This window comes from Acidovorax sp. LjRoot204, assembly GCF_056175785.1.
This window is the reverse complement of the sequence record NZ_JBGFFF010000015.1, coordinates 22,949-48,818: the sequence shown is the minus strand read 5'-3', so window position 1 is coordinate 48,818 and position 25,870 is coordinate 22,949. Positions and strand designations below refer to the sequence as shown.

General features: G+C 66.4%; 25 protein-coding genes and 1 tRNA gene. 20 read left to right on the top strand and 6 right to left on the bottom strand.

From position 1 onward, the window contains the following. From add to AC04MI_RS05195, 6 genes are all read left to right on the top strand, one after another. The coding region (gene add / locus AC04MI_RS05220) for an adenosine deaminase (protein WP_476497225.1) at window positions 1–781 on the top strand (781 nt) is incomplete at its 5' end. A gap of 217 nt (window positions 782–998) precedes the next feature. Then, on the top strand, window positions 999–2,573 hold the full coding sequence (locus AC04MI_RS05215) for a methyl-accepting chemotaxis protein (RefSeq protein ID WP_476497224.1): 1,575 nt from the start codon (window positions 999–1,001) through the stop codon (window positions 2,571–2,573). Window positions 2,574–2,752: 179 nt separating this feature from the next. After that, a complete protein-coding gene (locus tag AC04MI_RS05210; protein WP_476497223.1) occupies window positions 2,753–3,853 on the top strand; it encodes a BMP family ABC transporter substrate-binding protein in 1,101 nt (366 codons plus the stop codon). Window positions 3,854–3,965: 112 nt separating this feature from the next. Next, window positions 3,966–5,264 (top strand): guanine deaminase, encoded by a 1,299-nt coding sequence (gene guaD, locus AC04MI_RS05205; RefSeq protein WP_288852600.1) that lies wholly within the window; start codon window positions 3,966–3,968, stop codon window positions 5,262–5,264. Between the two features lie 80 nt (window positions 5,265–5,344). After that, window positions 5,345–5,917, top strand: a complete 573-nt coding sequence (gene dcd, locus AC04MI_RS05200) for a dCTP deaminase (RefSeq protein ID WP_476497222.1) — start codon at window positions 5,345–5,347, stop codon at window positions 5,915–5,917. 136 nt (window positions 5,918–6,053) lie between these two features. Beyond that, on the top strand, window positions 6,054–6,530 hold the full coding sequence (locus AC04MI_RS05195) for a hypothetical protein (protein WP_436078126.1): 477 nt from the start codon (window positions 6,054–6,056) through the stop codon (window positions 6,528–6,530). On the opposite strand, the gene AC04MI_RS05190 is transcribed toward AC04MI_RS05195, so the two are convergent. The 3 genes from AC04MI_RS05190 to pcp all read right to left on the bottom strand — a co-directional run bounded on the left by AC04MI_RS05190 (window position 6,482) and on the right by pcp (window position 9,964). Then, window positions 6,482–8,182, bottom strand: a complete 1,701-nt coding sequence (locus AC04MI_RS05190) for a diguanylate cyclase (RefSeq protein ID WP_476497221.1) — start codon at window positions 8,180–8,182, stop codon at window positions 6,482–6,484. The two genes, AC04MI_RS05195 and AC04MI_RS05190, sit on opposite strands and share 49 nt — an antisense overlap. Beyond that, window positions 8,179–9,168: a delta(1)-pyrroline-2-carboxylate reductase family protein gene (locus AC04MI_RS05185; RefSeq protein WP_436078124.1), complete on the bottom strand. Its 990-nt coding sequence runs from the start codon at window positions 9,166–9,168 to the stop codon at window positions 8,179–8,181. The genes AC04MI_RS05190 and AC04MI_RS05185 overlap by 4 nt, the downstream gene beginning before the upstream one ends. Window positions 9,169–9,289: 121 nt before the next feature. Beyond that, window positions 9,290–9,964 carry a pyroglutamyl-peptidase I gene (gene pcp, locus AC04MI_RS05180; protein WP_436078123.1) on the bottom strand — a complete coding sequence of 225 codons (675 nt, stop codon included), beginning with the start codon at window positions 9,962–9,964 and terminating at the stop codon, window positions 9,290–9,292. 112 nt (window positions 9,965–10,076) lie between these two features. Here pcp and ypfJ point away from each other — a divergent pair, with 112 nt between their 5' ends. From ypfJ to AC04MI_RS05135, 9 genes are all read left to right on the top strand, one after another. Continuing rightward, window positions 10,077–10,961: a KPN_02809 family neutral zinc metallopeptidase gene (ypfJ, locus tag AC04MI_RS05175; RefSeq protein WP_476497220.1), complete on the top strand. Its 885-nt coding sequence runs from the start codon at window positions 10,077–10,079 to the stop codon at window positions 10,959–10,961. Window positions 10,962–10,995: 34 nt separating this feature from the next. After that, on the top strand, window positions 10,996–13,185 hold the full coding sequence (locus AC04MI_RS05170) for a cyclic nucleotide-binding domain-containing protein (protein ID WP_476497218.1): 2,190 nt from the start codon (window positions 10,996–10,998) through the stop codon (window positions 13,183–13,185). A 124-nt stretch (window positions 13,186–13,309) separates the two neighbouring features. Beyond that, window positions 13,310–13,732: a group II truncated hemoglobin gene (locus AC04MI_RS05165; RefSeq protein ID WP_476497217.1), complete on the top strand. Its 423-nt coding sequence runs from the start codon at window positions 13,310–13,312 to the stop codon at window positions 13,730–13,732. Between the two features lie 114 nt (window positions 13,733–13,846). Then, window positions 13,847–14,440 (top strand): LemA family protein, encoded by a 594-nt coding sequence (locus AC04MI_RS05160; protein ID WP_056060837.1) that lies wholly within the window; start codon window positions 13,847–13,849, stop codon window positions 14,438–14,440. Window positions 14,441–14,459: 19 nt separating this feature from the next. Continuing rightward, a complete protein-coding gene (locus AC04MI_RS05155) occupies window positions 14,460–15,551 on the top strand; it encodes a M48 family metalloprotease (protein ID WP_436078122.1) in 1,092 nt (363 codons plus the stop codon). Window positions 15,552–15,592: 41 nt separating this feature from the next. Beyond that, on the top strand, window positions 15,593–16,066 hold the full coding sequence (locus AC04MI_RS05150; RefSeq protein WP_436078220.1) for a RidA family protein: 474 nt from the start codon (window positions 15,593–15,595) through the stop codon (window positions 16,064–16,066). Continuing rightward, window positions 16,063–16,476 (top strand): GFA family protein, encoded by a 414-nt coding sequence (locus AC04MI_RS05145; RefSeq protein ID WP_476497215.1) that lies wholly within the window; start codon window positions 16,063–16,065, stop codon window positions 16,474–16,476. Before AC04MI_RS05150 ends, AC04MI_RS05145 begins: the two co-directional genes overlap by 4 nt. An 11-nt stretch (window positions 16,477–16,487) precedes the next feature. Further along, entirely contained in the window at window positions 16,488–16,721 is a 234-nt protein-coding gene (locus AC04MI_RS05140; RefSeq protein WP_436078121.1) for a DUF7661 family protein, read from the top strand. Window positions 16,722–16,895: 174 nt separating this feature from the next. Continuing rightward, entirely contained in the window at window positions 16,896–18,908 is a 2,013-nt protein-coding gene (locus AC04MI_RS05135) for a bifunctional 2',3'-cyclic-nucleotide 2'-phosphodiesterase/3'-nucleotidase (RefSeq protein WP_436078219.1), read from the top strand. 139 nt (window positions 18,909–19,047) lie between these two features. Here the strand turns inward: AC04MI_RS05135 and AC04MI_RS05130 are convergent, their stop codons facing one another. Then, window positions 19,048–19,794, bottom strand: coding sequence for a Smr/MutS family protein (locus tag AC04MI_RS05130; RefSeq protein ID WP_476497227.1), 747 nt, complete (start codon window positions 19,792–19,794; stop codon window positions 19,048–19,050). Between the two features lie 185 nt (window positions 19,795–19,979). Beyond that, entirely contained in the window at window positions 19,980–20,693 is a 714-nt protein-coding gene (radC, locus tag AC04MI_RS05125) for a RadC family protein (protein ID WP_476497213.1), read from the bottom strand. Between the two features lie 88 nt (window positions 20,694–20,781). Here radC and AC04MI_RS05120 point away from each other — a divergent pair, with 88 nt between their 5' ends. Both AC04MI_RS05120 and ispH read left to right on the top strand, forming a co-directional pair. Beyond that, window positions 20,782–21,246, top strand: a complete 465-nt coding sequence (locus AC04MI_RS05120; RefSeq protein WP_056060856.1) for an FKBP-type peptidyl-prolyl cis-trans isomerase — start codon at window positions 20,782–20,784, stop codon at window positions 21,244–21,246. After that, window positions 21,246–22,241: a 4-hydroxy-3-methylbut-2-enyl diphosphate reductase gene (gene ispH / locus AC04MI_RS05115; protein WP_056747430.1), complete on the top strand. Its 996-nt coding sequence runs from the start codon at window positions 21,246–21,248 to the stop codon at window positions 22,239–22,241. Before AC04MI_RS05120 ends, ispH begins: the two co-directional genes overlap by 1 nt. Before the next feature lie 129 nt (window positions 22,242–22,370). Here the strand turns inward: ispH and AC04MI_RS05110 are convergent, their stop codons facing one another. After that, a complete protein-coding gene (locus AC04MI_RS05110) occupies window positions 22,371–23,099 on the bottom strand; it encodes a CBS domain-containing protein (RefSeq protein ID WP_436078119.1) in 729 nt (242 codons plus the stop codon). A 168-nt stretch (window positions 23,100–23,267) separates the two neighbouring features. Between AC04MI_RS05110 and AC04MI_RS05105 the strand changes: the two genes are divergently transcribed. The 3 genes from AC04MI_RS05105 (at window position 23,268) to AC04MI_RS05095 (ending at window position 25,816) form a co-directional block, all read left to right on the top strand. Further along, window positions 23,268–24,206, top strand: coding sequence for a threonine/serine dehydratase (locus AC04MI_RS05105; RefSeq protein ID WP_436078118.1), 939 nt, complete (start codon window positions 23,268–23,270; stop codon window positions 24,204–24,206). 170 nt (window positions 24,207–24,376) lie between these two features. After that, window positions 24,377–25,693 (top strand): serine--tRNA ligase, encoded by a 1,317-nt coding sequence (gene serS, locus AC04MI_RS05100; RefSeq protein ID WP_476497212.1) that lies wholly within the window; start codon window positions 24,377–24,379, stop codon window positions 25,691–25,693. A 33-nt stretch (window positions 25,694–25,726) separates the two neighbouring features. Continuing rightward, window positions 25,727–25,816 (top strand) — tRNA-Ser (locus AC04MI_RS05095). Window positions 25,817–25,870 lie beyond the last annotated feature (54 nt).

Sequence of the window (25,870 nt, the reverse complement as noted above, 5' to 3'; positions counted from 1 at the left end):
TTACCTGGGCCGTGCGGCGCGCGACAACGTGCTGCACGCCGAACTCTTCTTCGACCCGCAAACCCACACCGCACGCGGCGTGGCGATGGAGACCGTCATCAACGGTCTGCACCGTGCCTGCCAGGATGCCCGCGCCGAACTCGGAATCAGCGCCACGCTGATCCTGTGCTTCCTGCGCCACCTGAGCGAGGAGTCGGCGTTCGAAACGCTGGAGCAGGCCATGCCGCTGCTCGACAAGATCGTGGGTGTGGGGCTGGACTCCAGCGAGCTGGGCCACCCGCCCGAGAAGTTTGCCCGCGTGTTCGCCCGCTGCCGCGAGCTGGGCCTGCACCTGGTGGCCCATGCGGGGGAGGAGGGGCCTCCCGCCTACATCTGGAGTGCGCTGGATGTGCTCAAGGTCGAGCGCATCGACCATGGCGTGCAGGCGGTACACGACGCTACCCTGATGCAGCGCCTGGCGCAAGACCGCATTGCGCTCACGGTGTGCCCGCTGTCCAACCAGAAGCTGTGCGTCTTCCCCAACCTTGCGGACCACAACCTCGGCAAGCTGCTCGATGCAGGGCTGGCTGCCACCGTGAATTCGGACGACCCTGCCTACTTTGGCGGCTACATCAACGAGAACTTCACCCAGGTGTTTGCGGCCACGGGGCTCACGGCCAAACATGCTTACCAGTTGGCTTTCAACAGTTTTGAAGCCAGCTTTGCAGGCAATGCTGACAAGCGGGTGTGGGAGCACAAGCTCAAGGAAGCGTTCGAGCGGTGCGTGGAGCACGACTACTGAGCTTCGGGTAGCGCGCGCAGTGGGCTTGGGAAATGGCGCCAGAGGGACTGTCGCCAGTGCGGCAGGGGCCTGATCTGGGTAAACCCTTAAAATAGTAAGTATTCGTTCGAATTGCGTCCGGTCCAGGCCCAAGGGGTGATCCACCACCATGGCCCTTACCCTGCGCTCCCTTGCGGAGTGCACGGGTGCCGTGTTGCCCCCTTTTTTGGAGCTTTCCATGTTTCTCAGTCAAATCTCCATTGGCAAGCGCCTGACCCTGGTGCTTGGCCTCATCCTGGCGCTGTTTTTTGCCAGCAGCGTGGTGGCCGTGGTCAAGCTCAGCCAGCTGGGCAGGGAGATCGACGCCATGGTCAACGACAACATCAAGACCGAGCGCGCTGGCTCGGACTGGCTGCGCCACACCACATCGGGCGTGCAGCGCGCGGCAGCCATCGCCAAGAGCAGCGACGCGAGCCTGATCCCCTACTTTGCGCCCGCCACGGCCGCGTCGATCCGCGACACCAACGAGCTGCAGAAATTCATCGAGTCCAAGATGGACACGCCGGAGAAGAAGCAGCTTTTTGCCAAGGTGGGTGACCTACGCAAAGACTACCTGGCGGCCCGCGAGGAAGTGAGCAAGTTCAAGCAGGCGGGCGATGCCGAGAACGCCAACAAGGTTTTCACCGAGCGGTTTGAGCCCACCTCCCGCAGCTATCTGGCGGGTGTGYAGCAGATGGTGGATGGCCAGCGCGCCGAGCTCGATGCGGCCGGCAAGCGCAGCGAAGAGCTGCGTGCCCAGACCACGCTGCTGCTGCAGATCTGCACCGGCGTGTCGCTGCTGCTGGGCGCCTTGCTGGCCTGGCTGCTGACCACCAGCATCACGCGTCCGCTGCGCAAGGCCGAGGCCATTGCAGAGACCATCGCCAACATGGACCTGACGGGTGCCCCCCAGGCGAGCTACGCCAATGACGAAACCGGCCACCTGCTGCGCGCGCTGGATGCCATGCGCAGCGCGCTGCACCGTTCGCTGCAGCAAGTGCGGGGCGTGGTGGACAGCATCTCCACCGCCAGCACCCAGATCGCGATTGGCAACCAGGACCTGAGCGCGCGCACTGAGCAGACAGCCAGCAGCTTGCAGGAGACCGCCAGCTCGATGGAAGAGCTGACCAGCACCGTGCGCCAGAGCGCCGATTCGGCCGTGCAGGCCAACCAGCTGGCCGTGTCGGCGGCGCAGGTGGCCCAGCGCGGTGGCGATGTGGTGGCACAGGTGGTGACCACCATGGACGAGATCAACACCAGCAGCAAGAAGATTGCCGACATCATCGGCACCATCGACGGCATCGCGTTCCAGACCAACATCCTGGCCCTCAACGCCGCCGTGGAAGCCGCCCGTGCGGGCGAGCAGGGCCGTGGCTTTGCCGTGGTGGCCAGCGAAGTGCGCTCGCTGGCCCAGCGTTCGGCCCAGGCGGCCAAGGAAATCAAGACGCTGATCGGCGTGTCGGTGGAGAAGGTTGAGTCGGGTGCTGCCCTGGTGCAGAACGCCGGCACCACCATGGGCGAGATCGTGAGCTCCGTGCGCCGCGTGACCGACATCATTGGCGAGATCAGCGCAGCCGCATCGGAGCAGAGCCAGGGCATTGGCCAGGTGAATGTGGCGGTGACCCAGCTGGACCAGATGACCCAGCAGAATGCTGCCCTGGTGGAAGAGTCCACCGCTGCCGCGGAAAGCCTGAAGGACCAGGCTTCGCGCTTGGCCGAAGTCGTCGGTGCCTTCCGCCTGGGCGCGGGCCCGCAGGCGCTGCGGCTGAATTGAAATTGATGGCGGGGCTCTGTGCGCTGCTGCAGCGCACGCCCACACTTGAATCCTGTTTTTAACCCGGCAGTCTTTGCAACACCGCTCCATGTAGTTTTCGCACAGTCTGACCTTCCAGGTGGCACCGTCGTCCTGCGGTGCTTCCGTTCCATTCCATCAGGGCCATGTAGAGGAACACCATGTACAAAAACCTCGCTGCCACGCTCGTGGCCGCCTGTTTTTTCTCCCCCGTTTTTTCCCAGACCACGTCCGCCAAGGGCAGCGTCGCCGGCCCGGTCAAAGCCGGTTTTGTCTATGTCTCACCCATCACCGAGGCAGGCTGGACGCGCCAGCATGACGAAGGCCGCAAGGCCGTCGAGGCCGCGCTGGGCAATCAGGTGAAGACCACCTTTGTCGAGAACGTGGCCGAAGGTGCCGATGCCGAACGCGTGATCCGCGACCTGGCTGCCACCGGCCACCAGATCATCTTCACCCCCAGCTTYGGCTACATGGAGCCCACACTCAAGGTGGCGCAGGACTATCCGCACGTGAAGTTCGARTCSATCACCGGCTACAAGACCRCSCCCAATGTSGCCACCGCCAATGCGCGCTACTACGARGGSCGYTAYCTCGCGGGCATTGCKGCMGGCCGCATGASSAAGACSRRCRTGGCMGGSTWCGTGGCSGGSTTTCCSATCCCCGAAGTGCTGCAGGGCATCAACGCCTTCACGCTGGGCATGCGCTCGGTCAACCCCAAGGCCACTGTCAAGGTGGTGTGGCTCAACGTATGGTTCGACCCGCCCAAGGAGCGGGATGCCGCCATGGCACTGTTCAACCAGGACGTGGATGTGATTGCTTTCCATACTGGCTCCACTGCCGTGATGGCGGCTGCGCAAGAGCGCGGCAAGATGGCCGTGGCCTATCACTCGGACATGCGCAAGACGGGCCCGGACGCGCAGATCGTGGCCGTGACGCACCAGTGGGGCAGCTACTACACCGAGCGCGTGCGCGCCGTGCAAAACGGCACCTGGAAAAGTGCCAATGTGTGGGGCGACGTGCGCGAGGGCATGATCCGCGTCGGTGACTTTGGCACCCGGGTGCCGGCGGCCGTCCAGCAGGAGGTGCTGAATGCCCAAAAGGCCGTGGGCGCGGGCAAGCTCCAGCCCTTCCGTGCGGGCAAAGTGCCGGTGCGCGACAACGAAGGGCAGGAGCGCATTGCTGCTGGCCAGGCACTGCCGGATGCCCAGATATTGCAGATGAACTGGCTGGTGGAAGGCGTGGTGGGCAAGGTGTCCCGCTGATCCTGCAGGGCATATCGCCCATCGTTTTCACTGGTCGGCGCTCCCCGAACCCCATAGCCACTATGGGGTGCTGCATATACAAACGGCGCCCCCTGCCGCTAAGCTTGGCGCCATGCCTGTTTACCGTTCCGCTCTTTTGCGTTTTGCCGACGATGGCAGCGCCCTCTATGACGAAGATGGCCTGCTGGCCGTTGGCCATGACGCTCAGGGYTGCCAGCGTGTGCTGGCGGCAGGCGCTTGGCAGACTCTCGCGCCGCAATTTGCCGGGGAGCCTGTGGTGCATCTGCCGGGGCGCATCCTGGCGCCGGGGTTTGTGGACATGCACATCCACTTCCCGCAGACGGACGTGATCGGCTCGCCAGCCGATGGCCTGCTGCCCTGGCTGGAGAACTACACCTTTCCCCACGAATCCCGATTTGTAGACCCCGGCTACAGCGCACAGGTGGCCGAATTTTTTGTGGCCGAGCTGCTGCGCAACGGCGTGACCACAGCCCTGGCGTTTTCGACCTCGCACCCCGCGTCGGTGGATGCCCTGTTCACCGAGGCCCAGCGCCAGCGGATGCGCCTCATCACCGGCAAGGTGCTGCAGGACCGCCACTCGCCCGATGGCGTTCGCGACGACACCGAGCAGAGCCTCATCGACACTGAGGCGCTGATCCGGCGCTGGCACGGCGTGGACCGCCTGGGGTATGCCATCACCCCGCGTTTTGCGCCCACCAGCACGCATGAACAATTGCGCGGCGCGGGCGAGCTGGCTGCGCGCTACCCCGATGTGTGGATCCAGTCCCACGTGGCCGAGAACCGCGACGAGATCCGCTGGGCGCGCGAGCTGTTCCCCGCCGCGCGCAGCTACCTGGGCGTGTACGACGACTTTGGCCTGATGCGCGAACGTGCGGTGTATGCGCACTGCATCCACTTCGATGACGACGACCGCGCGCTGATGCGTGACACCGGCGCGGTGGCGGCGGTCAGCCCCACCAGCAACCTCTTTCTGGGCAGCGGGTTTTTCGACTACGCCGGTGCCGACCGCGTGGGGTTTGGTTATGGCCTGGCCAGCGATGTGGGCGGAGGCACCAGCTTCAGCCCGTTCCACACCATGCTGGCCGCGTACTACGTGGGGCGTGAGGGCCAGACCAAGCAGGGCCTGAGTCTGTCACCCCAGCAACTGTGGTGGCAACACACGGCGGGCGCGGCCAGGGCGCTGGGCCTGGCGGGTGTGGTCGGCAATCTGCAGCCGGGCTGCGAGGCCGATTTTGTGGTGCTGAACCCCGAAGCCACGCCGCTTTTGGCGCGCAAGACCCGCCAGGCGCGCAACCTCGATGAGCTTTTGTTTGCGCTGATCGTGCTCGGCGACGACCGTGTGGTGCAGCAAACGGTGATTTCTCAAGCAAAATACGGCTCTAGCGCTTGATATTCATGCGCTACCAGCTACGTATTTAATAGCGCCCGGCAGTCCACCACTGAGCGGGCCACAGCGCAGGGAGTTCTGCTATGAGCATCAAGAGCGACAAATGGATCCGSCGCATGGCGGCCGAGCACGGAATGATCGAGCCCTTTGAGCCTGGCCAGGTTCGCGAGGTCGAAGGCCGCAAGATCATCAGCTAYGGCACCWSSAGCTACGGCTACGACATCCGSTGYGCGCCYGAATTCAAGGTKTTCACCAACATCCACAGCACSGTGGTSGACCCGAAGAACTTCGAYGARAAGAGCTTYGTCGAYWTSSASGGYGACWRCTGCATCATCCCGCCCAACAGCTTCGCGCTGGCSCGCACGGTCGARTACTTCCGCATCCCGCGCAAYGTGCTCACCATCTGCCTGGGCAAGAGCACCTATGCSCGCTGCGGCATCATCGTCAACGTGACGCCSTTCGAGCCCGARTGGGAAGGCTAYGTGACGCTSGARTTCAGCAACACCACGCCGCTGCCAGCGCGCATCTACGCAGGCGAGGGCTGCGCACAAGTGCTGTTCTTCGAGAGCGACAAGGACGACGTGTGCGAGGTCAGCTACCGAGACCGGGGCGGCAAGTACCAGGGCCAGGTGGGCGTGACACTGCCCAAGGCCTGACCACGCGCACATGGCGGGCGGTGGCAGGGGTTGTGTCCTACACGCGCCATGCGCCTTGGCTGAAATGCAAGCATCGGTAAGTTTTCTAGCATCGGTGACACGCCTCCCGGGAGATGGAGGCTGATGGAGTTTCACCATGCTGATGTCCGCTGCCGCCTCAACCTTGTTCTTTGCGCCCATCCGCGCTCTGGCGCCAGCGCTGGCCGATCCCGCTCCAGCCCCTGCGCCTTCTGTCATCCCGCCGCCCCGGCGCCCAGACGCTGCGCCGCATTCCGCCGACGCCGACTGCCAGGCACACCACACCTACTGGCCCTGTGAGTTGCTCAATGCCTTTGTGCTGCGCATGGCAGCTCACGGCCACTGCGTGAACATGTCGATGATGCTGGGCCACCGGCCCTATGCCCTGGAGCGATTGGCGTTGGCGGCTGGCGCTCCGGACGCTGGTCTGCAAGAGCTGTCGGCCCAGCTGCAGCCGTATTTTGAGGCGCCCGTGCTGCAAGCCGAAAGCCCGGAGCCACGGCCCGCAACACCGGGGGACGGCACCACTGTGGGCTCGGGCAGCCCTCACGCCTCCACGCAGACCCTGTTGCGTCCTTGGCCCTTGGCCTCGTAGAGCGCTGCATCGCCCCGACGCAGCATGGCGGCGCCGTTGTCGTCTGCGCTGCGCATGGTTGCGACACCTGCGCTGACGGTGATGGTTCCCACGACCGGGTTCTGTTGCTCTGCCATGGCGGTGACCAGGGCCTGCGCAATGGACTGGGCGCCCCCCAGGTCGGTGTCGGGCAGCAACGCCACGAACTCTTCTCCCCCCAGACGCGCCACCACATCAGAGCCGCGCAGGCGGGACTCCAGCGTGCGTGCCAGGCGCCGCAGGACCTCGTCTCCGGCTTCATGCCCGTAGGTGTCATTCACCCGCTTGAAGTGGTCCACGTCCACGGTGATCAGGCTCAGCGGACGGCTGCTGCGCCGCGCCAGCGCCACCGCAAAGGCCATTTGTGTCTCGAAGCCGCGCCGGTTCAGCAACCCGGTGAGGGCGTCGGTGCGCGCCTGCAGGTCCAGCGCGCGGTTCGCGGCCTCCAGCTCCAGCGTACGCAGGCGCACTTTTTCTTCCATCGCCTCGCGGGCGGCCAGCAGGCGGTGCGTCATGCGGCCCAGAGACTGAGACAGCTGTTGTACTTCGCGGCTGCTTTGCATGGTCGGAATGTCGCTGCCGGGGCGCCCGGCCTCCACCGCGCTGGCCGCGTCGGCCAGTGCATACAGGTCCACGCTCAGGCGCCGGGCGGCCAGCCAGGCCAGGGCGGATGCCAGCAGCGCGGCCGTCAGGCCAATCACCAGTGCCAGTTGCACGGTGTTGTCTGCCTCCGCGAAAGCCAGCTCCACAGGCTGGCGTGCCACGATGCGCCAGCCCAGATCGCTGGCCGCGTTGCGCGGTTGCAGCTGCGTGGCAGCGGTCAGGTAGCGCTTGCCATCCCTCCACCGGACCACGGTGGTCTGCGTGCGGTCGCCATCACGGTTGTTGTTGACACGGATGTCCTCGGGCAGTTGCTGCCCGGCGGACCGCATCACCTCGGTCTGTCCGCCAGGCGCAAAAATCAACTGGCCTTCGCGGTCAAAGATGAACAGTTCCAGCGCGCTTTCATCGGATGACGCAGGGGTCAGACTCTCCAGTACCTCGCGTGTCCACTGCCAGCTGCCGTGGATTCCCAGCACGCCCACCGTGGTGGGACCGATGCGTATGGGCGCTGCAAAGTCCACAAACCGGTGTGGTTCACCAGTGGCGGTGGGGGGCAGCAGGGACTCCAGCAGCTTGGCGGGGTGGACGTCGCCCACATGCACCCCTTCGAGTCCGTGTTGAAACCAGGGCCGCTGGGCCACGCTCTGGCCCACCAGCAGGCCGCGTGTGGCATTGCGCACCACGCCTTGCGCATCGGCCACACCGATCCAGATGTTGGTGGGCTGCATGGCCTGGCTGCGGGCCAGCATGTGCTGGGCCTCGGCGGAGTCGAGCCCCTTGGACCACACCACTTCGGCACTGGCCATCACCTCGGCCTCCAGGCTGCGCTGCATGAGGCCCAGGGCCAGGAGCTTGCCTGCGTTTTCGGCGACCACCTGCAAGGAACTGCCTGCATCGCGCTGAATGCGGTGCTTGAGCAACTCGCCAAACCCCAGCGACAGCAGCACTGACAGGGTCACGACCAGCGTGCCAAACACCAGCGCGATCTGCATGCGCAGGCTGTGGTCTGAAAAACGTGTGATGAGCATCATGCGGAAGGGTCTGCCAAGTGTGCGGTCGCGGCCGGTGCCGGGCTGGCGCGGCGCAGGGCCAGCCGGGCTGCTGCCAAGTCCCAGCCGGCCCAGCCGCAACTCTTGAACAGCACCGGGCCCGAACGCCGCTCAGGGGCTGCGGCACCGAGGCTCCGGACCATCTCACCCAGCGTCGGCAGCGCCGCCACATCCAGGCCTGCCTGCAGCAGGTCACCTGCCTCATGGAGTGCATCGCTGGTGTCCACCACGATGCGTCCGTGCCGCGCCACATGCTGGCAAAGGGCAGGGGCCAGCTCTGCCATGGCGGGCGTGAAAGCGCCCACGGCCGCCAAAAATGCGTCGGGCCGGGGCGGGGCGCTCAGCACCAGCGCGCTGGCCGTGGTGCAGGTCGCTATCAGCGGGCAGTGGGGCACGGCGGCATCGGCATCGGCCACCACCCGCACGTGGACGCCCAGTCCGCGCACCTGCGCTGCCAGGGCCTGGGCGCTGGTGCTGCTGCGCGAGGCAATCCACACCTCGCGCACGCCCAGGCCGTGGATGAATGCCTCGGCATGTGCCAGGCCCTGCACTCCTGCGCCGACGATGAGCAAAGGGCCCTGCGGCACCTGCGCCAGATGCCGGGCGGCCAGCAGAGAGACCGCGGCGGTACGCCGTGCGGTGACAGTGGGCCCGTCCAGCACCAGCCGACGCTCGCCCGTGGCGATGTCAAACACCACCACATCGCCCTGGATCGACGGGCGTCCTGTGCCCGCGTTGCCCGGGGTGAAGGTGATGAGCTTGGTCATGGCCACCGATTGATCCGTGGCGGGCATCACAAACAAGCTGCCGCCTTGCGCCAGCGGCAGCACGGCGCGTTGCGGCACCACGACTGTGGGGTCTTTGAGCAAGGCCGCTATTTCATCAGCCAGATCGGACCAGGGCAACCGCGCAGCGGTGGCTGCTGCATCCAGCACGCCCGAGGGGGCTGAAGAGGGGGCAAAAAGCATAGGCGGACTGTACACAGCATGCCGCTCTCGTGGGAGCGGAGAAGCCCTCACCTGTGCAGTGCCCAAGGTCAGCCAGCGTGTGATGCGCGCGGGATCAGGTTCGCCGTGGCTGCCATGCCCATCAATGCGTGGCTCCTGCCCGCAGCGCGATGTCCTGCGGCGTCAGCACCGCAGCCCACAGGGCGGCATGGATGCCGCGCACCATGTCGCGCAGGGGCAGATGGGGCTCGCCCTGACCACTGAGCCAGGGCACATGCACAAAACCGCCCCGTGCGCCCTCTGGGCCTATGCCTTGTGCCAGCAGATGCATCAGGCCGTACAGCACATGATTGCAGACAAAGGTGCCAGCGGTTTGCGACACCTCGCAGGGCACGCCTGCGCGTTGCACGGCGCGCAGCATGGCCTTGATGGGCAGGCTGGCGAAGTAGGCGGCAGGTCCGCCGGGTTGCACCGGGGTGTCTATGGGCTGTGCGCCACCGTTGTCGGGAATGCGCGCATCGTTGATGTTGATGCCGATGCGCTCGATGGACAGCGCTGCCCGACCGCCTGCCAAGCCCAGGCACAGCGTGAGGGCGGGCCGGTGTTCTTGCAACAGCGACTGCAGCCGCTGCAACGACTGCCCGAACACCGTGGGCAATTGCGCGGCCACCACCTGGTGTCCTGCGATGCGCTGCCCGTGCAGCGCTTGCGCAATGAGCCAGCTGGGGTTGTGCGCGCCACCACCAAACGGATCAAAACCAGTCAGAAGAATGGTGGGCCCGGCATGGGGCGCGCTGTGGTGTGCGGCAGATGTCATGAAAGGCAGGCAAAAGCGGGGTGGAACACATCGTAAATCGTCCGCGCCAGGGCGGCCCCGCGCGTAACATGCAGGCTTGGYCGCCCCATCTGGAGGGCGCTGGAGAGACGCAATGAAATGGGAAGGCAATCGCGAGTCCGACAACGTGGAAGACCGCCGTGACGAGGGCGGCGGTGGTGGGTCGCCGGTGTTTGGTGGGCGCAGCATCGGCATTGGCACCATCGTGATCGCGCTGGTGGGGGGGTGGGTGCTGGGCATCAACCCCTTGACTATCCTGGGGCTGCTCAGCGGCGGCGGCCCAGCGCCCCAGGTGCAGACGCAACCCCATGCTCCGGCCCACCGCCCACCAGCCGATGACACCATGGCACGTTTTGTGTCCACGGTGCTTGCCGACACGGAGGACGTGTGGGGCGAGGTGTTCCGCCAGGGCGGCGGGCGCTACCAGGACCCGCGGCTGGTGTTGTTCCGGGGCGCTACGCCCACCGCATGTGGTACGGGACAGGCAGCCATGGGGCCGTTTTACTGCCCCGSYGACMAGAAGGTCTACATCGACCTGGGTTTCTACGAGACTCTCAAGACCCGGCTGGGTGCCCCGGGCGACTTTGCCCAGGCCTACGTSATTGCCCATGAGGTSGGCCACCACGTGCAGAACCAGCTGGGCATCAGCGCCAAGGTGGACCAGATGCGGGGCCGTGTGAGCAAGGTGGAATACAACGCGCTGTCGGTGCGGCTGGAGCTGCAGGCCGACTGCTTTGCGGGGGTGTGGGCCCACCACGCCCAGAAGTCCCGCCAGATCCTGGAGCAGGGCGACGTGGAAGAAGCCATGAACGCCGCCGCCAAGATTGGTGACGATGCGCTGCAGCGGGCCAATGGCGGCGCGGTGGTGCCCGAGAGCTTCACGCATGGCACSAGCGMSCAGCGGCAGCGCTGGTTCAACAGCGGCCTGCAAAGTGGCAGTGTCAAGACCTGCGACACCTTTGCGGCGCGCAGCCTGTAGGCGCGCAATGCCCAGGGATTATTAGACCTTCTCCATGCCGCCGACCGCACCCGTGACTGCCTCGCTGCATCGCCGTGCCGGGCCTTCGGCGGGGGCTGAGGTTGGGCCCTCGGCGCCGCAGCCCTCGGGCGCAGCGGCGGCGTGGTCTGCGGCAGCGGTCACCGTACCCCACGCCGTGGGGCTGGGGCTGCTGGCATTTGCGCCGCTGGCGGGCGAACATTCGCTGGCCGCGCTGGCTTTGTGGTCGGCTGCATTGCCCGGCCTGCTGCTGACCCTGGCGACACCCCGTGCCGGGGTGGTGTATGCACCGACCACGGTGGTGGCCCTGCTGTTTGCCGCCGTGCTGGCGACTGCCCACGGTGCGGCCCCCAGCCTGGGCCTGAGCGCGCGCCAGGTGCTGGCGGTCAGCGGTGCCACGGTGGCTTTGGCCTTTGTGTTCCAGTGGCTGCTGGGGGTGTTGCGGCTGGCGTCGGTGGCGCGGTTTCTTCCCATATCGGTCACCCACGGGTTTGCAGCCGGTGTGGGCTTGTCGATGGTGGTGGGACAGGTGCGCAATGGCTTTGGTGCGGGTGCCGATGCGCTGTGGGACGCACGCACCGGCTGGCACCTGCTGGCTGCGCTGGCCGTGGTGGGGCTGGCCTGGGGGCTGCGCCGGCGCTGGCCCCGCATGCCAGGGCTGCTGTCGGCCGTGGCCCTGGTGGCACTGGCCGTGGCGCTGGCGGGGGTATGGGGTGTGGGGCTGGGCAGTGTGTTTGTGCCGGCCGTGCGGCCCAGCGTGTTTGCCTGGCCCATGCTGCCCGACTGGACGGGCATTCCCTGGATGGCCCTGGCCCGGCAGCAGGGCTCCGCTCTGGTGGTGCTGGCGGTGCTGATGGCGCTGGTCAACAGCCTGGAGATTCTGGTATTCAACCAGGAGTTGGAGCTGGACCATGGCCTGCGTGGCAATGCCAACCTGGCGCTGCGCCGCGAGAGTTTGCTGGGTGCGCTGTGTGGGCTGATGGGCATGATTCCCRCATCCACCAGCGCATCGCGTTCGCGCATTGTGCTGGCGCAGGCGGGGGCCTCGCGCGATGCCCCGCGCTGGCACGCCGCCATCATGCTGGGGGTGGCGGTCACCGGGGCGTGGTGGCTGCACTGGGTGCCCATGGCCTGTCTTGCCGGGGGGCTGGTGCTGGCGGGGCTGATGCAGGTGCCGGGCCTCATGTGGTCGTTGGGCTATGCCCGCCGGTCCCGGGTGACCTGGGCGCAAAGCTGGCTGGTGGCGCTGGTGTTTGCCGTGATGGGGGGCGTGGGGGCGCTGGTGGCTGGCCTGGTCGTGGCCACGTTTGTGCTGCTGCACGACTCTGCCGCCACGGTGCTGCGCCATGTGCGTCTGGATGGCGAGCTGCGCTCGCGGCGCTTGCGCCGTGCCGGGTCGGACAGCTGGCTGACGCCGCGCATGAACCAGGTGGCGGTGTTTGAACTGCAAGGCGTGATGTCTTTTGGCGTGGCTGCCCACCTGGCCGAGCAGGTGCGCATGCTGCTGCTGCCGCGCCATCGCTGGGTCATTCTGGACGCGGGCCGCGTGCCCGCGTGGGACAGCACGGCAATGGCCCAACTGCGAGCGCTGGTGCGCGATCTGGACCAGCAGGGCATCGCCGCGGCCGTGGCAGCCCTGGACCCCATGGCCGCCGAGCATGCGGGGGAGCATGTGCGCGCCTTTGCCGACCTGGACCGGGCGCTGGAATGGGCCGAGGTGGGCATCCTGTCGCAGCGACCTATCGAGCAACGCCCCGCGCACCCCGAGCGCGATGTGTTGGGCGAGGTGGGCGAGGGCGTGCCCAAGGCCGCCGCCGAGGCCTTGCAGGCGCTGCTGGTGTCCCAGGCTGTCCCGCCCCATGGCGTAGTGTTCCATGCGGGGGATACGGACCATGACCTCCTCGTGGTCAAGTCCGGCCACATCACGCTGGTCACCCAGTGGCCGCCCGACAAAGGCTTGCGCCTGGCCACCGTCGGTCCGGGCATGGCGTTTGGCGAAATGGCCTTCCTCAATGGTGCGGCCCGCAGTGCCTGCGCGGGTGCGGAACGTGGCCCGGCGCATCTGGTGCGTTTGTCGCGCGCACATTTTGATGCCTGGGCAAGGCAGTACCCCGAGGCGGCCCTCACAGTGATGAACAACCTGGCCCAGATTGGCGCCCGGCGCTTGGCGGTGACCACGCGGCAGCTGCGGGCGGTGCTGGAGTAGCAGGGCAGGGCATCGGGTGTCGGAGTGCGGCTGTCCCAAGGTCCCACAAGGCGAATGAAGGGCCCTTGATTTCTATAATCAAAGGCTTCCCGACACCGCCTGGCAACCTCTCCTTGCCAACCCCATGGAATCCACCCCCTCGTCCTCTGCCGCAGATGCCCCCGTGGCCACCACCCCTTTTGAATGGATCGGCGGCGAAGAACGCGTGCGCRCCTTGACCGAGCGCTTCTATGACCTGATGGACCTGGAGCCCGGCTACACCGAGCTGCGTGCCGCCCATGGCAACGACCTCGGCCAGGCGCGGCAAAAGCTGTTCATGTTTTTGTGCGGATGGCTGGGTGGGCCGTCGTACTACACCGACCAGTTTGGCCACCCGCGCCTGCGCGCGCGCCACATGCCGTTTGCCATCGGCATCAAGGAGCGCGACCAATGGGTGGCCTGCATGGACCAGGCCATGGGCGAGACCGGCGTGCCCTCCGACCTGCGCGTGCGGCTGAAGGAAAGCTTCATGGGCACGGCGGACTGGATGCGCAACAAAGGGGTGTAGCCCGCCCGCGAGGTGGTGCCCGTTTGCGCCGTTGAATGGCGCCCTGGTATGTTTCCTGGGAGCCGCCTCCACAGGCTCTAAGATGCTCCCTCCAACAAATACAGGAGGTGGGGTATGTCGGCAACCGCATGGGTCGTGGTCGTTGTGCTGGTCGCGTTGGGCTTGTGGGCGGTGGCGGTCTATAACCGGCTGGTGCAGTTGCGCAACCGCATTGCCAATGCGTTTGGCCAGATCGACGTGCAGCTCAAGCGCCGTTATGACCTGATCCCCAACCTGGTAGAGGTGGCGCGTGGCTATCTGGCGCACGAGGCCGCCACGCTGGAAGCCGTGATCAAGGCCCGCAGCCAGGCGCAGGGCGCGGCTGCAGCGGTGCGTGCCGCACCGCAAAGCGCCAGCGCCATGGGCGCGCTGGCGGCGGCAGAGGGTGTACTCGGCGGCAGCTTGGGCCGCCTGATGGTGGTGGCCGAGAGTTACCCTGAACTCAAGGCCGACGCCTCCATGCAGTCGCTGTCCGAAGAGATCACCAGCACCGAAAACCGCCTGGGGTTTGCACGTCAGGCCTACAACGACCAGGCGCTGGAGTTCAACGACGCGGCGGCGCAGTTCCCGGACCTCATCGTCGCGCGCCTGCTGGGTTTTGCGCCCGCGCCCATGCTGGCATCCACGCAGTCCGATGAAGAGCGCGCCGCGCCCCGGGTGAAGTTCTGACCCTTCCGCTTCCATTCGCATGAAGTTCTGGGATCACCAGCACAACGCGCGCAGCGAGACGCGCCGCCTGCTGCTGGGTTTTGCCTTCGCTGTGGTCGTTCTGGTAGCGGCTGTGCACGCTGCCCTGGCGTTGGCCTGGTGGCTGATGGTGGCGGTGCTGCCCGTGCACTTGCCCTTTCCACAAGGTTTTCTGGCCGCCAATGTGGGTGTCTCGCTGATGCTGGTGCTGGGCGGCTGGTGGGTGGAGACGTCCAACTTGCGCGCAGGCGGTGTCAAGCTGGCGCAGCGTGTGGGCGCGCGCGAGTTGCGCCCGTCGCTGTCGCACGCCGAGCAGCGGCTGTCCAACATCGTGGACGAGCTGTGCATTGCCGCGCACATGCCGCGCCCGCAGATCATGGTCATGCCGCGCACCGATGCCATCAATGCGTTCGCTGCCGGGTGGGACGAGAGCGACGCCGTCATTGCCGTGACGCAGGGTGCCCTGGACTACCTCACCCGCGAAGAGATGCAGGGCATGGTGGCGCACGAGCTGAGCCATCTGCATGAGGGCGACACCCGCCTGAAGATGCGCCTGGCGGGCATGGTGTTCGGGCTGGAGCTGGTCTACAACTTTGGCGACACGATGCGCGAGCGTCGGGGCCTGGCCTGGTGGTTCGGGTCGGCCATCATGGTGGCGGGCTTTGCGGGCTGGCTCACCGGCCGCATGCTCAAGGCCGCCGTATCACGCCAGCGCGAATACCTAGCCGACGCACGCGCGGTGCAATGGACCCGCAGCCGCGATGGCCTGGGTGGCGTACTGCGCAAGGTCATGGCCCAGCGTCGTGACACCCTGGCCGGGTATGCCGAGAACCCCGTCCACACCGGCCTGGCCCACCCGGCCGTGCAACACATGCTGCTGGTGGATGTACCCGGCCGCAGCCGCATGGAGCGCTGGCTGGATACCCACCCCACGCTCGACGACCGCGTGCAGCGCGTGTATGGCCGCCGCATGCAGCCTTTGCCCGCCGTGCCCGTACATGCAGGGCATGAATCGGCGCGGCGTGACGAGGGTGGGGCGCCCGGCACCGTGTCGATCGCCTCGCTGGTAGACCCTTTTGCGCGCTTCATGTAGCCCGCTGCGAAGGCCGCAGTTTTTTCAGGAGACCCATGTCCATGTCACGCGACGCGAGATTTCAGGAACAAGCCCAGGCACTGCGCTACAGCTTTGAGGGCGAGATCAAGATTGGTGGCAACTATGTGCCGCTGGTGCGTGACGGCCACCACATCTACCTGAGCGGGCAGATCCCGCGCGTGGGCGACACGGTGGTGGTCACGGGCGCTGCCGGGGCGGTCGCCACGCTGGCCGATGCGCAAAAAGCAGCGAAGGTGTGTGTGATGCGGGCGCTGGCCCTGCTGCAGCGCTCGCTGGGTTCGCTCGATGCCGTGCAATCCATTTTGCGCATCACCGTGTACGTGCAGTCGGCGCCTGCCTTCACGCAGCAAAGCGAGGTGGCCGACGGTGCCTCCGAGGTGCTGTTTGCCGTGCTGGGCGAGGCTGGTGCCCACACCCGCACCTCGGTGGGTGTGCTACAGCTGCCCAAGAACGCGACGGTGGAGGTGGACTTGATCGCGTCGGTGGCGCCATGACGACGCCTGCTGCTGTGCACCGAGGCAGTTGCCTGTGCGGTGGCGTGCGTTACGAAACCACGGCGCCATTGCAGGGTGCATCGCACTGCCGCTGCTCGATGTGCCGCAAGGCGCATGGTGCGGCGTTTGGCAGCTATGGCAGCGTGTTGCGTGTGCACCATCGCTTCGTGTCTGGTCAAGGGCTGACGCGCACCTACCGGTCTTCGCCCCCGGTCACGCGCACGTTTTGCTCGGTGTGTGGCTCGCCCTTGCTGTGGCACAGCGAAGGCCCCTATAGCGAGTGGGTGGCCGTGCCGCTGGGTACCTTGGACACCGCCTACGAGACCCCGCCCCAAAAGCACATCCATGTGGCCTCCAAAGCCGCATGGGTAGTGATCTGTGATGGTTTTCGGCAAGAGGCCGAAGGATAGATCGGTACCCCATGGCAGCACCGTTGAACGCTCACCCCCGTTTTAATGTTTTCGGTCGCATCGTCGAAGTGCGCCGCGAAGGTGCGCTGTGGCAGGCCTACCGAGTGGGCGCAGATGGCAAGCGCTCGCAGTCGGGCTTTGTGATCCCCGACTTTGTCGAAGAGCATGAGCTGGCACAGTTTCTGGAAGACCTGTTCCACGAAAGCGCCTCGCCGCACAACGGCGACGTGTACCGTATCGATTGAGTCGCTGCAAGGCGCACTGACCGCAGCACGAGACACAAGTGTTGCGGCCACGTTGCCACGTCACACCGCTGTCAAACCTGGCCCAGACACTCGGTCCCTTGTTTCAATTCGGGACTGTTCATGTCTGAACGCACTCTGGGCTTTCTGATTTCTCCTTCGCATGTTTCACGCCGCATGGCTGCATGGGGCATGGTGGCGCTGGCCGCGTCGCTGGCTGCCTGCGGCGGCAGTAGCGACAACGCCAGCAGCAACGCGGGCGCCACGGCCACGCTGGCCGTGCTGGAGACCACCGACCTGCACTTCAACGTGCGCAGCTACGACTACTTCAAGCTGGCCGAAGACAAAAGCTACGGCTTTGAGCGCACGGCCACGCTGGTGCGCGCGGCCCGCAAGGAGTTTGCCAACACGCTGCTGGTGGACAACGGTGACACCATCCAGGGCACCGCACTGGCCGACTACGAGGCCAGCATCAGCCCTATCCCGTGCACGCAGCAGCTGTCCATGTACAAGGCCATGGGCGCGCTGGGCTTTGATGCGGGCACGCTGGGCAACCACGAGTTCAACTACGGCCTGCCCTTCCTGAACCAGGTGCTGGGCGGCGGGCTGGATGTGGACGGCGTGGACCCCTCCAAGAAGTGCGCAGGCTCTGGCTACCCCGCCGTGCTGGCCAACGTGTACAGCAATAAGACCAAGAAGCCGCTGGTGCAGCCCTACACGCTGCTGGAGCGCACGCTGGTGGCCAAGGGTACGGATGGCAAGGAGGTGAAGCTGCCGATCAAGATCGGCGTGATCGGCTTTACCACCCCCGGCATCATGAACTGGGACAAGCGCTACCTGGAAGGCAAGGTCTACACCGAAGGCGCCGTGGAATCCGCCAACAAGTACGTGCCCGAGCTGCGTGCCAAGGGGGCTGACATCGTGGTGGCCTTGTTGCACGGCGGGCTCGACAGTGCCGCCTACTCGGCCACCATGGAGAACCCGGGCCTGTACCTGTCGAAGGTGGCAGGTATCGACGCGATGGTGATGGGCCACCAGCATGGCGTGTTCCCCGACACGGCCGCCACGCCCAGCTTCAACCTGGCCGGCGTGGACCACAAGGCGGGCACCATCAACGGCGTGCCTGCCGTCATGGCCAGCTCCTGGGGCAAGGCCCTGGGTGTGGTGCAGCTGGCGCTGCAATGGGACGGCAGCAAGTGGGTGGTCAACAAGTCCGCCAGCAAGAGCGAGCTGCGCAACATCCAGAACAAGAATGCCGCAGGCGCCACGGTGACCGTGGACGCCGACCCCGCCATCGCCCCGCTGATCGAGACCCAGCACCAGGCCGCGATCCAGTACGTGAAGACGCCTATCGGCCAGACCGACTTCCGCATGAGCACGCTGTTTGCCGACGTGGGCGACCCGGGCGCGATCCAGATCGTGAACCAGGCACAGCAGGCCTACGTGGCGGCTTACATCAAGGCCAGCCTGCCGCAGTATGCGCAGCTGCCGGTGCTGTCCGTGAGTGCGCCGTTCAAGAGCGGCTTCCAGGGCGGGGCCGACTACACCGACGTGGCCGTGGGCCCGCTGGCCATCAACAACGCGGCCGACCTGTACCTGTACCCCAACACCGTCTACGCGGTGAAGGTCAACGGTGGCGACATCAAGAACTGGCTCGAAGCCGCTGCCAAGCGCTTCAACCAGATCGACCCCGCCAAGACCACCGAGCAGCAGCTCATCAGCACCTTCCCTGGGTACAACTTCGACATGTTCACTACGGCCGACATGCAGTACGAGATCGACGTGACCCAGCCCGTGGGCAGCCGCATCAAGAACCTGACGTATCTGGGCAAGCCCATCGATGTGGCGCAGGAGTTCGTGATCGCCACCAACAACTACCGCGCCACCAGCGGCAAGAGCTTCATCGACAAGCTCGACGGCTCGGGCACCATCTGGGCCTCGCCCGACGCCAACCGCGACGTGGTGATCGACTACATCCGCAAGAACCCGGCAGTGACCCGCGCGGCCAACGGCGCTGCCAAGAGCTGGCGCTTTGCCAAGGCCACGGTGGCGGGTCCGGTGGTGTTCAGCTCGGGCGCCAATGCCCTCAGCGTGGCGCAGGCGGCCGGGTTGGGCAACGTGTCGCTGCTGGCGGCCGATGATGGCTCGGGCAAGGGCACGTCAAAGTACGGCGTGGACCTGTCCAAGTAGTCGTCCCCCTCCTGTTACGGAGGCCGTGGCGGTGCATGCGTTCGCAGCGCCGCTACGGAGCAGCCTGCTGTAGGGCGCTGAAATGCTCTGCTTTTGATAGCTGCAAGCGCATATGAATGTAGCGCTTGCAGCTATTTTTTCATGAGTTTTTGCGTAGAACGGGTTGCAGCAGCACCACGAGCGCCCCTGCGCCCCCATCCATGGGCCGCGCCTGTACGAAGGCCAGCACCTCGTTCTTCTGCACCAGCCAGCGTTGCACGCGGCCTTTGAGCACGGGGCTTTTGCCGGGCGAGCCCAACCCCTTGCCATGCACCACGCGCACGCAGCGCAGGCCCGTCTTGTGGGCATGACGGATGAAGTCGCCCAGCGCTTCGCGCGCCTCGTCCACGCGCAGGCCATGCAGGTCCAGCTGGCGCTGGATGCTCCAGTGGCCAGAGCGCAGGCGGCGCGTCACTTCCACACCAATGCCTGGGCGGCGAAAGCTCAACTGGTCGTCGGTGTCGAGCAGGGTGCTCACGTCGAAGTCATCGCTGATGGATTCAAGCAGCACCCGTTCCTCGTCCAGCCAGTGCTGCACCGGCAGCGGCGGCGGCTGGTGGCGGCGCAGACGCGCCACATTCGGGTTGCGCAGTGGGGTGACGGGGCCCACGCTGCGGCTGAAGAGGTGGCGCTCGGCCTCGGCCCGGGCGGCGGCTTCGCGCCGGGCTTTGTCTTCGGCCTCGCGGCGCTCTTGGTCTTCGCGCAGGCGGCGGGCCACGGTGGCCAGGTCCTGCWGTTGGGTGATGCGTTCGCCCGCGCGGCGCGGGGCCGGGGGGGCGCGGCGGCGGGGTGGTGCTGGGTTGTCTGCGGCCGCGGGCGCGGCGGGGGCGTGGCGTAGCGGGCGCATCGCCGCCTTGGCAGCCGCTTTTTTGTCGACCAGCCCTGCGCGCCGGGTGGACCGGGGCGCGGTGGGGGCCGGTGCGGGAGCGGTGGTTTCCATAGGCGCCGCTTTACCTGGAGCAGCGTACGCAGCACGTGCCAGCGCCGCTTGCAGGGCCGTGGGTAGCGGGGGTGGCGCGGGGGCTGGGGCGGTCACATCAGGCCCTTTTCTGCCATCGACAGCGCCTGGCCCGGCGCCACGATCACATGGTCGAGCACGCGCACGTCCACCAGGGCCAGTGTGGTCTTCAGGGTCTGGGTCAGCGCCTCGTCGGCGCGGCTGGGTTGCACGCTGCCGCTSGGRTGGTTGTGSGCCAGCACCACRGCSGCCGCCTGGTGGTGCAGSGCGCGCAKSACCACYTCGCGCGGGTACACACTGGTCTGCGTGAGCGTGCCGCGAAACAGCTCCTCCAGGGCCAACAGGCGGTTTTGCGCATCGACAAACAGCACCGCAAACACCTCGTGTCCCTTGGCGGCCAGGTGCAGTTGCAAATAGTGCTTGACGGTATCGGGCGAGTCGAACACCTCGCGTTCGCGCAACTGCTGGGCCAGGGCGCGGCGGGCCAGCTCCAGCACCGCCACCAGCTCGGCGCGTTTGGCGGGGCCCAGGCCCTTGATGCGTTCCAGGTCGGCCGCGCTGGTGTGCAACAGCCCGGCAATGCCGCCAAAGCCGCCGGTGACGGCGCCCGTCTCTGGGTCGATGCCGGGCGGGTCCAGCAGCTCCTGCGCCATCTGCAGCACGCCCTTGCCCACGATGCCGGTGCGCAGCAGGATGGCCAGCAGCTCGGCATCGGCCAGGGCGGCGGGGCCTCGTGCCAGCAGTTTTTCGCGGGGCTGGGCGTCGGCGGGCAGGTCTTTGATGGCCATGGAAGAGGAGGTGGGACGCGCCAGCAGCGGTGGCTGCGGTAGGGGTTTGCCCGGTTTTCTACAATCGCGGCAGTTTATCGGGACTCTCATGACCTCTATTTCCACCTCCCTTCCCACTGTTCAGCCGGGCTCCTTCCTCACGCTGCACTACCGCCTGGCCGGCCCGGCGGGGGATGTGATCAACACTTTTACCGACAAACCCGCCACCCTGTCGCTGGGCACGGGCGAGCTGTCGCCCGCCATGGAACAGCGCCTGCTAGGCCTGGCCGAGGGCACGCGCACCACCTTCGAGCTGCCTGCGGGTGAGGCCTTTGGCGAGCGCAACCCCGACATGCAACAGTGGGTGGCGCGCAAGCTGATGAACGAACTGGGCGACCCCGACGAGAAATACAACGTGGGCGATGTGGTGCAGTTCCCCACGCCCGACGGCCAGGGTAGCTACGCGGGGGCCGTGATGCAGGTGCGTGACGACGGCGCCGTGCTGTTCGACTTCAACCACCCGCTGGCGGGCCAGCCCGTGACCTTTGAAGTGCAGCTGATCGGGATCCTGTGATGCTGGCGCCGAAAGAAATCCTGCTGGCCGAGCCGCGTGGCTTTTGCGCCGGTGTGGACCGCGCCATCGAGATCGTGGAGCGCGCCATTCAGAAGTTTGGCGCCCCCATCTATGTGCGCCACGAAATCGTGCACAACACTTACGTGGTGAACGACCTCAAGGCCAAGGGCGCGATCTTCATCGAAGAGCTGTCGGACGTGCCCCCGGGGGCCACGCTGGTCTTCAGCGCCCACGGCGTGAGCAAGGCGGTGCAGCAAGAGGCCGAGGCGCGTGGCTTCAGCATTTTTGACGCCACCTGCCCGCTGGTGACCAAGGTACACGTTGAAGTGGCTAAGCTCGCCAAAGAGGGCTACGAGTTCATCATGATCGGCCACAAGGGCCACCCCGAGGTGGAGGGCACCATGGGCCAGCTGGACCACGGCATCCACCTGGTGGAAGACGTGGAAGACGTGGCGCGCGTGCAGCCTGCGCAGACCGAAAAGCTGGCCGTGGTCACACAGACCACGCTCTCGGTGGACGATGCGGCCGAAATCTCTGCCGCCGTTCGCGCGCGCTTCCCCAGTGTGCGCGAGCCCAAACAGCAGGACATCTGCTACGCCACGCAGAACCGGCAGGACGCCGTCAAGGTGCTGAGCCCGCAGGTTGACGTGGTGATCGTGGTGGGCAGCCCCACCAGCTCCAACAGCAACCGCCTGCGCGAGCTGGCCGCCAAGCTGGGCACCACCGCCTACATGGTGGACAGTGCGGACGAGCTGCAGGGCGAGTGGTTCAAGGGCCGTTCGCGCGTGGGGCTCACTGCGGGTGCCTCCGCGCCTGAAATCCTGGTGCAGCAGGTCATCGACCGCATCAAGGCGCTGGGCGCTGTGTCGGTCCGCACCATGGCGGGCATCGAGGAAACCATCAAGTTCCCGCTGCCCAAGGGGCTCAAGATCGACGCGGCCACGGGGCTGGAGATTCGTGAGCGCACGCCAGAGACAGGTCCATCGGCCCACTGACGGTGGCGTGAAGGGCCGCCGGTGATCGTGCAAGGGCGCCAACAGGCGCCCTTTTTATTCACTCCTGAATTGATAGCGGCTGGCGCATATTCTTCTAGCGCCAGCGGCCATTTTTATTCAAATATTTCCTTACAAGGGCACGGCGGGCCCGCTCCACAGGTCCAGTGGTGGGTCGGCTGCCACGGCGCGCAGGATGTCGGTGCGCGAGATAAAGCCCGACAGCACGCCCGCCTCGTCCGTCACCGGCAGGCCGGGCAGGCCCGTGTCCAGCAGCACGGCAGCCACGCGGCGCAGCTCGGTGTCAGGGGACACCGTGGGCACGGGGCTCACCATCACCTCGGCCACCGGGCGGCGGGCCAGGTCGATGGCCTGCTTGACGGCGCCGGGCTCGGGCAGCAGGTCCAGTGGCGCCATGTCGGCCCTCAGCAGCAGTCCGATCACACGGCCCAGCACATCGACGACGGGCGCCTGCGCCACTTTGTGCTCGGCCAGGGTCTGCCAGGCATCGTTCACACGCACGTCCGGCGCCACACTCACGCCGCCGGTGGTCATCACATCGCCCACCTTGGTCAACGGCTGGCGGGTGCTGGCCTGGGGGCCTTGCTCGGTCTGTGCGTAGGCGCTCACCGCGTCGTGCATGCGCAGGTTGACGATGGCCGCAGGCGCAGCAGCGTTGGTGTCGGCCGCAGTGGGGCGGGGCGGGGCCGTGAAGACGGGCCCTGGCTGGCCATCTTGTGCGTCCATGGCCCGCGTGCGCAGGGCCTGCGGGCGCTGCACGCTGCGCACCGCAGAAATACGTGCCAGGTTTTCGGGGCCGCCCCGGTACATCTGGCCTGACGGGCCGAACACAAAGAACATGGTTTTTCTCCTGCGCGCAGGCCGGCCAGCGCGGTGGGGTGGGGATTGCTCTGCCCATGTTATCGGCAGTTGCGCGGCGCGCGTGCAGTCAGCGTTGTGTCTGCATGTTGCGGGCAGCCCCTACACTGCCCCCTTCTTTTGACACCATCTGCCATTCGGAGCCCCTGCATGATCGACCGCGCCGCCATTGCCGCTGCCCGCCGCCAACTGGCCACCCAGCCCGACTTTCTGCGCACCACGCCGCTGATGCGCCTGTCCGGCAAGTCCTTGGGCGTGGACTGTGCAGAGGTCTGGCTCAAGCTGGAGCATTTGCAGGTGGGCGGCAGCTTCAAGGCGCGGGGCATGTTGTACCGCCTGCTGGCCAACCCGGTGCCCGAGAGCGGCGTGATCATTGCCTCCGGCGGCAACGCCGGCATTGCCGTGGCGGCGGCCGCCCAGGCCCTGGGGGTGCGCTGCGAGGTCTTTGTGCCCGAGGTCTCGCCCGAGGCCAAACGTGCCCGCCTGCGCGCGCTGGGGGCCGAGGTGGTCGTCACTGGCGCCGCATATTCCGAAGCCTTTGAAGCCTGCGTGGCCCGTCAGAAGGCCACGGGTGCGCTGCAGGCCCATGCCTACGACCAGCCCGAAGTGGTAGCGGGTGCGGGCACGCTGGCGCTGGAGATGGAAGAGCAGGGTGGCCGTCTGCCCGACACGGTGCTGGTCAGCGTGGGTGGTGGCGGCCTCATTGGCGGTGTGGCCGCGTGGGTGGAAAGCCGCGCCCATGTGGTCGCACTGGAGCCCGAACGCGCGCCTACGCTGCACGCCGCGCGGGCTGCGGGCCAGCCGGTGGATGTGGATGTGGGCGGCGTGGCCGCTGACTCGCTGGGCGCGAAGCGCATCGGCGCCATTGGCTGGGAGGTGAGCCAGCGCCATGTGCACGATGCACTGCTGCTGTCCGATGACGCCATCCGCGCGGCCCAGCTGTGGCTGTGGAAGGAGTTGAAACTGGCTGTGGAACCCGCCGCCGCGTTGGGCCTGGCCGCACTGCAAACCGGCGCCTACAAGCCCCAGCCACAAGAAACGGTAGCCCTGATTCTCTGCGGCGCCAACTTTGATCCGGCAAATCTATAGCCCCCTGGGCCGCTGCGCGTCTYCCCCCTCAAGGGGGACGCCCCCAGCGCGGTGGGGCGGCCCTTGCGCGGGGGCACTGATCTAGTGCGTGCCAGTTGCCAGGGCTCTGCACGACAGCTGTGCCGTTGCTCTGAACTTGGCTTTTCTGCCAGCCCTCTAAAATCGACCCCATGCTTGACATTCTTCTCCTCCGCAAAGACCTCGACACCGCCATCGCGCGGCTGGAAACCCGCAAAAAGCCCCAGGCCTTCCTGGATGTCTCCGCTTTCCAGGCCCTGGAGTCCGAGCGCAAGACGCTGCAGACCCGAACCGAAGAGCTGCAGGCCCAGCGCAACCAGCTGTCCAAGCAGGTCGGCATGCTGATGAGCCGGGGTGACAAGGACGGCGCCGAAGCCGTCAAGGCCCAGGTGGCCGCAGGCAAGGTGGAGCTGGAGCAATCCGCCGCGCGCCTGGATCAGATCCAATCCGAACTGTTGGCCATGTTGGTGGCCGTGCCCAACTTGCCGCACGAGTCCGTGCCGGTGGGCAGCGACGAAGCTGGCAATGTGGAAGTGCGCCGCTGGGGCGCGCCTGCCAATTTCGATTTCGAGGTGAAAGATCATGTCGATGTCGGCACCCCGCTGGGCCTCGATTTCGACATGGGCGTCAAGCTGTCGGGTTCGCGCTTCACCGTGATGAAGGGCCCCATCGCCCGCCTGCACCGCGCATTGAGCCAGTTCATGCTGGACGTGCAGACGCAAGAGCACGGCTACACCGAGTGCTACGTGCCCTAYRYCGTSAACGCCGMCWCGCTCAAGGGCACMGGCCAGYTGCCCAAGTTCGAAGGCGACCTGTTCGCTGCCAAGAAGGGCGGCCAAGAKGGCGAGCCCGYGCCCGACMAYGCGGCCCTCTACCTCATYCCCACCAGCGAAGTGCCGCTSACCAACTTYGTGCGCGACGWGGTGGTGGCCGAGKCCGATCTGCCSATCAAGCTCACGGCCCACACGCCATGCTTCCGCTCTGAAGCGGGCAGCTACGGCCGTGACACGCGCGGCATGATCCGCCAGCACCAGTTCGACAAGGTCGAGATGGTGCAGATCGTGCACCCCGACAAGAGCTACGAAGCGCTGGAGGAAATGACCCGCCACGCAGAAGCCGTGCTGCAAAAGCTGGGCCTGCCCTACCGCGTGATGAGCCTGTGCACCGGCGACATGGGCTTTGGCGCCGCCAAGACCTACGACCTGGAAGTGTGGCTGCCCGCGCAGAACACCTACCGCGAGATCAGCTCGGTGAGCAACTGCGAAGCCTTCCAGGCGCGCCGCCTGCAAGCCCGCTTCAAGAATGCCCAAGGCAAGAACGAGCTGCTGCACACTCTGAACGGCTCGGGTCTGGCCGTGGGCCGCACGCTGGTGGCAGTGCTCGAAAACTACCAGCAGGCCGACGGCAGCGTGACGGTGCCTGAGGTGCTGCGCCCTTACCTGGGCGGCACCGCTGTGCTCAAGCCCTGAAAATCTGGCTATAATCGAAAGCTTCGACACATAGGAGAGGTGGCAGAGTGGTCGAATGTACCTGACTCGAAATCAGGCGTAGTGGCAACACTACCGTGGGTTCGAATCCCACCCTCTCCGCCAGCATCAAGGCCCTGTAGCTATCTAATCAATAGCACGGGGCCTTTTTCTTTGGGT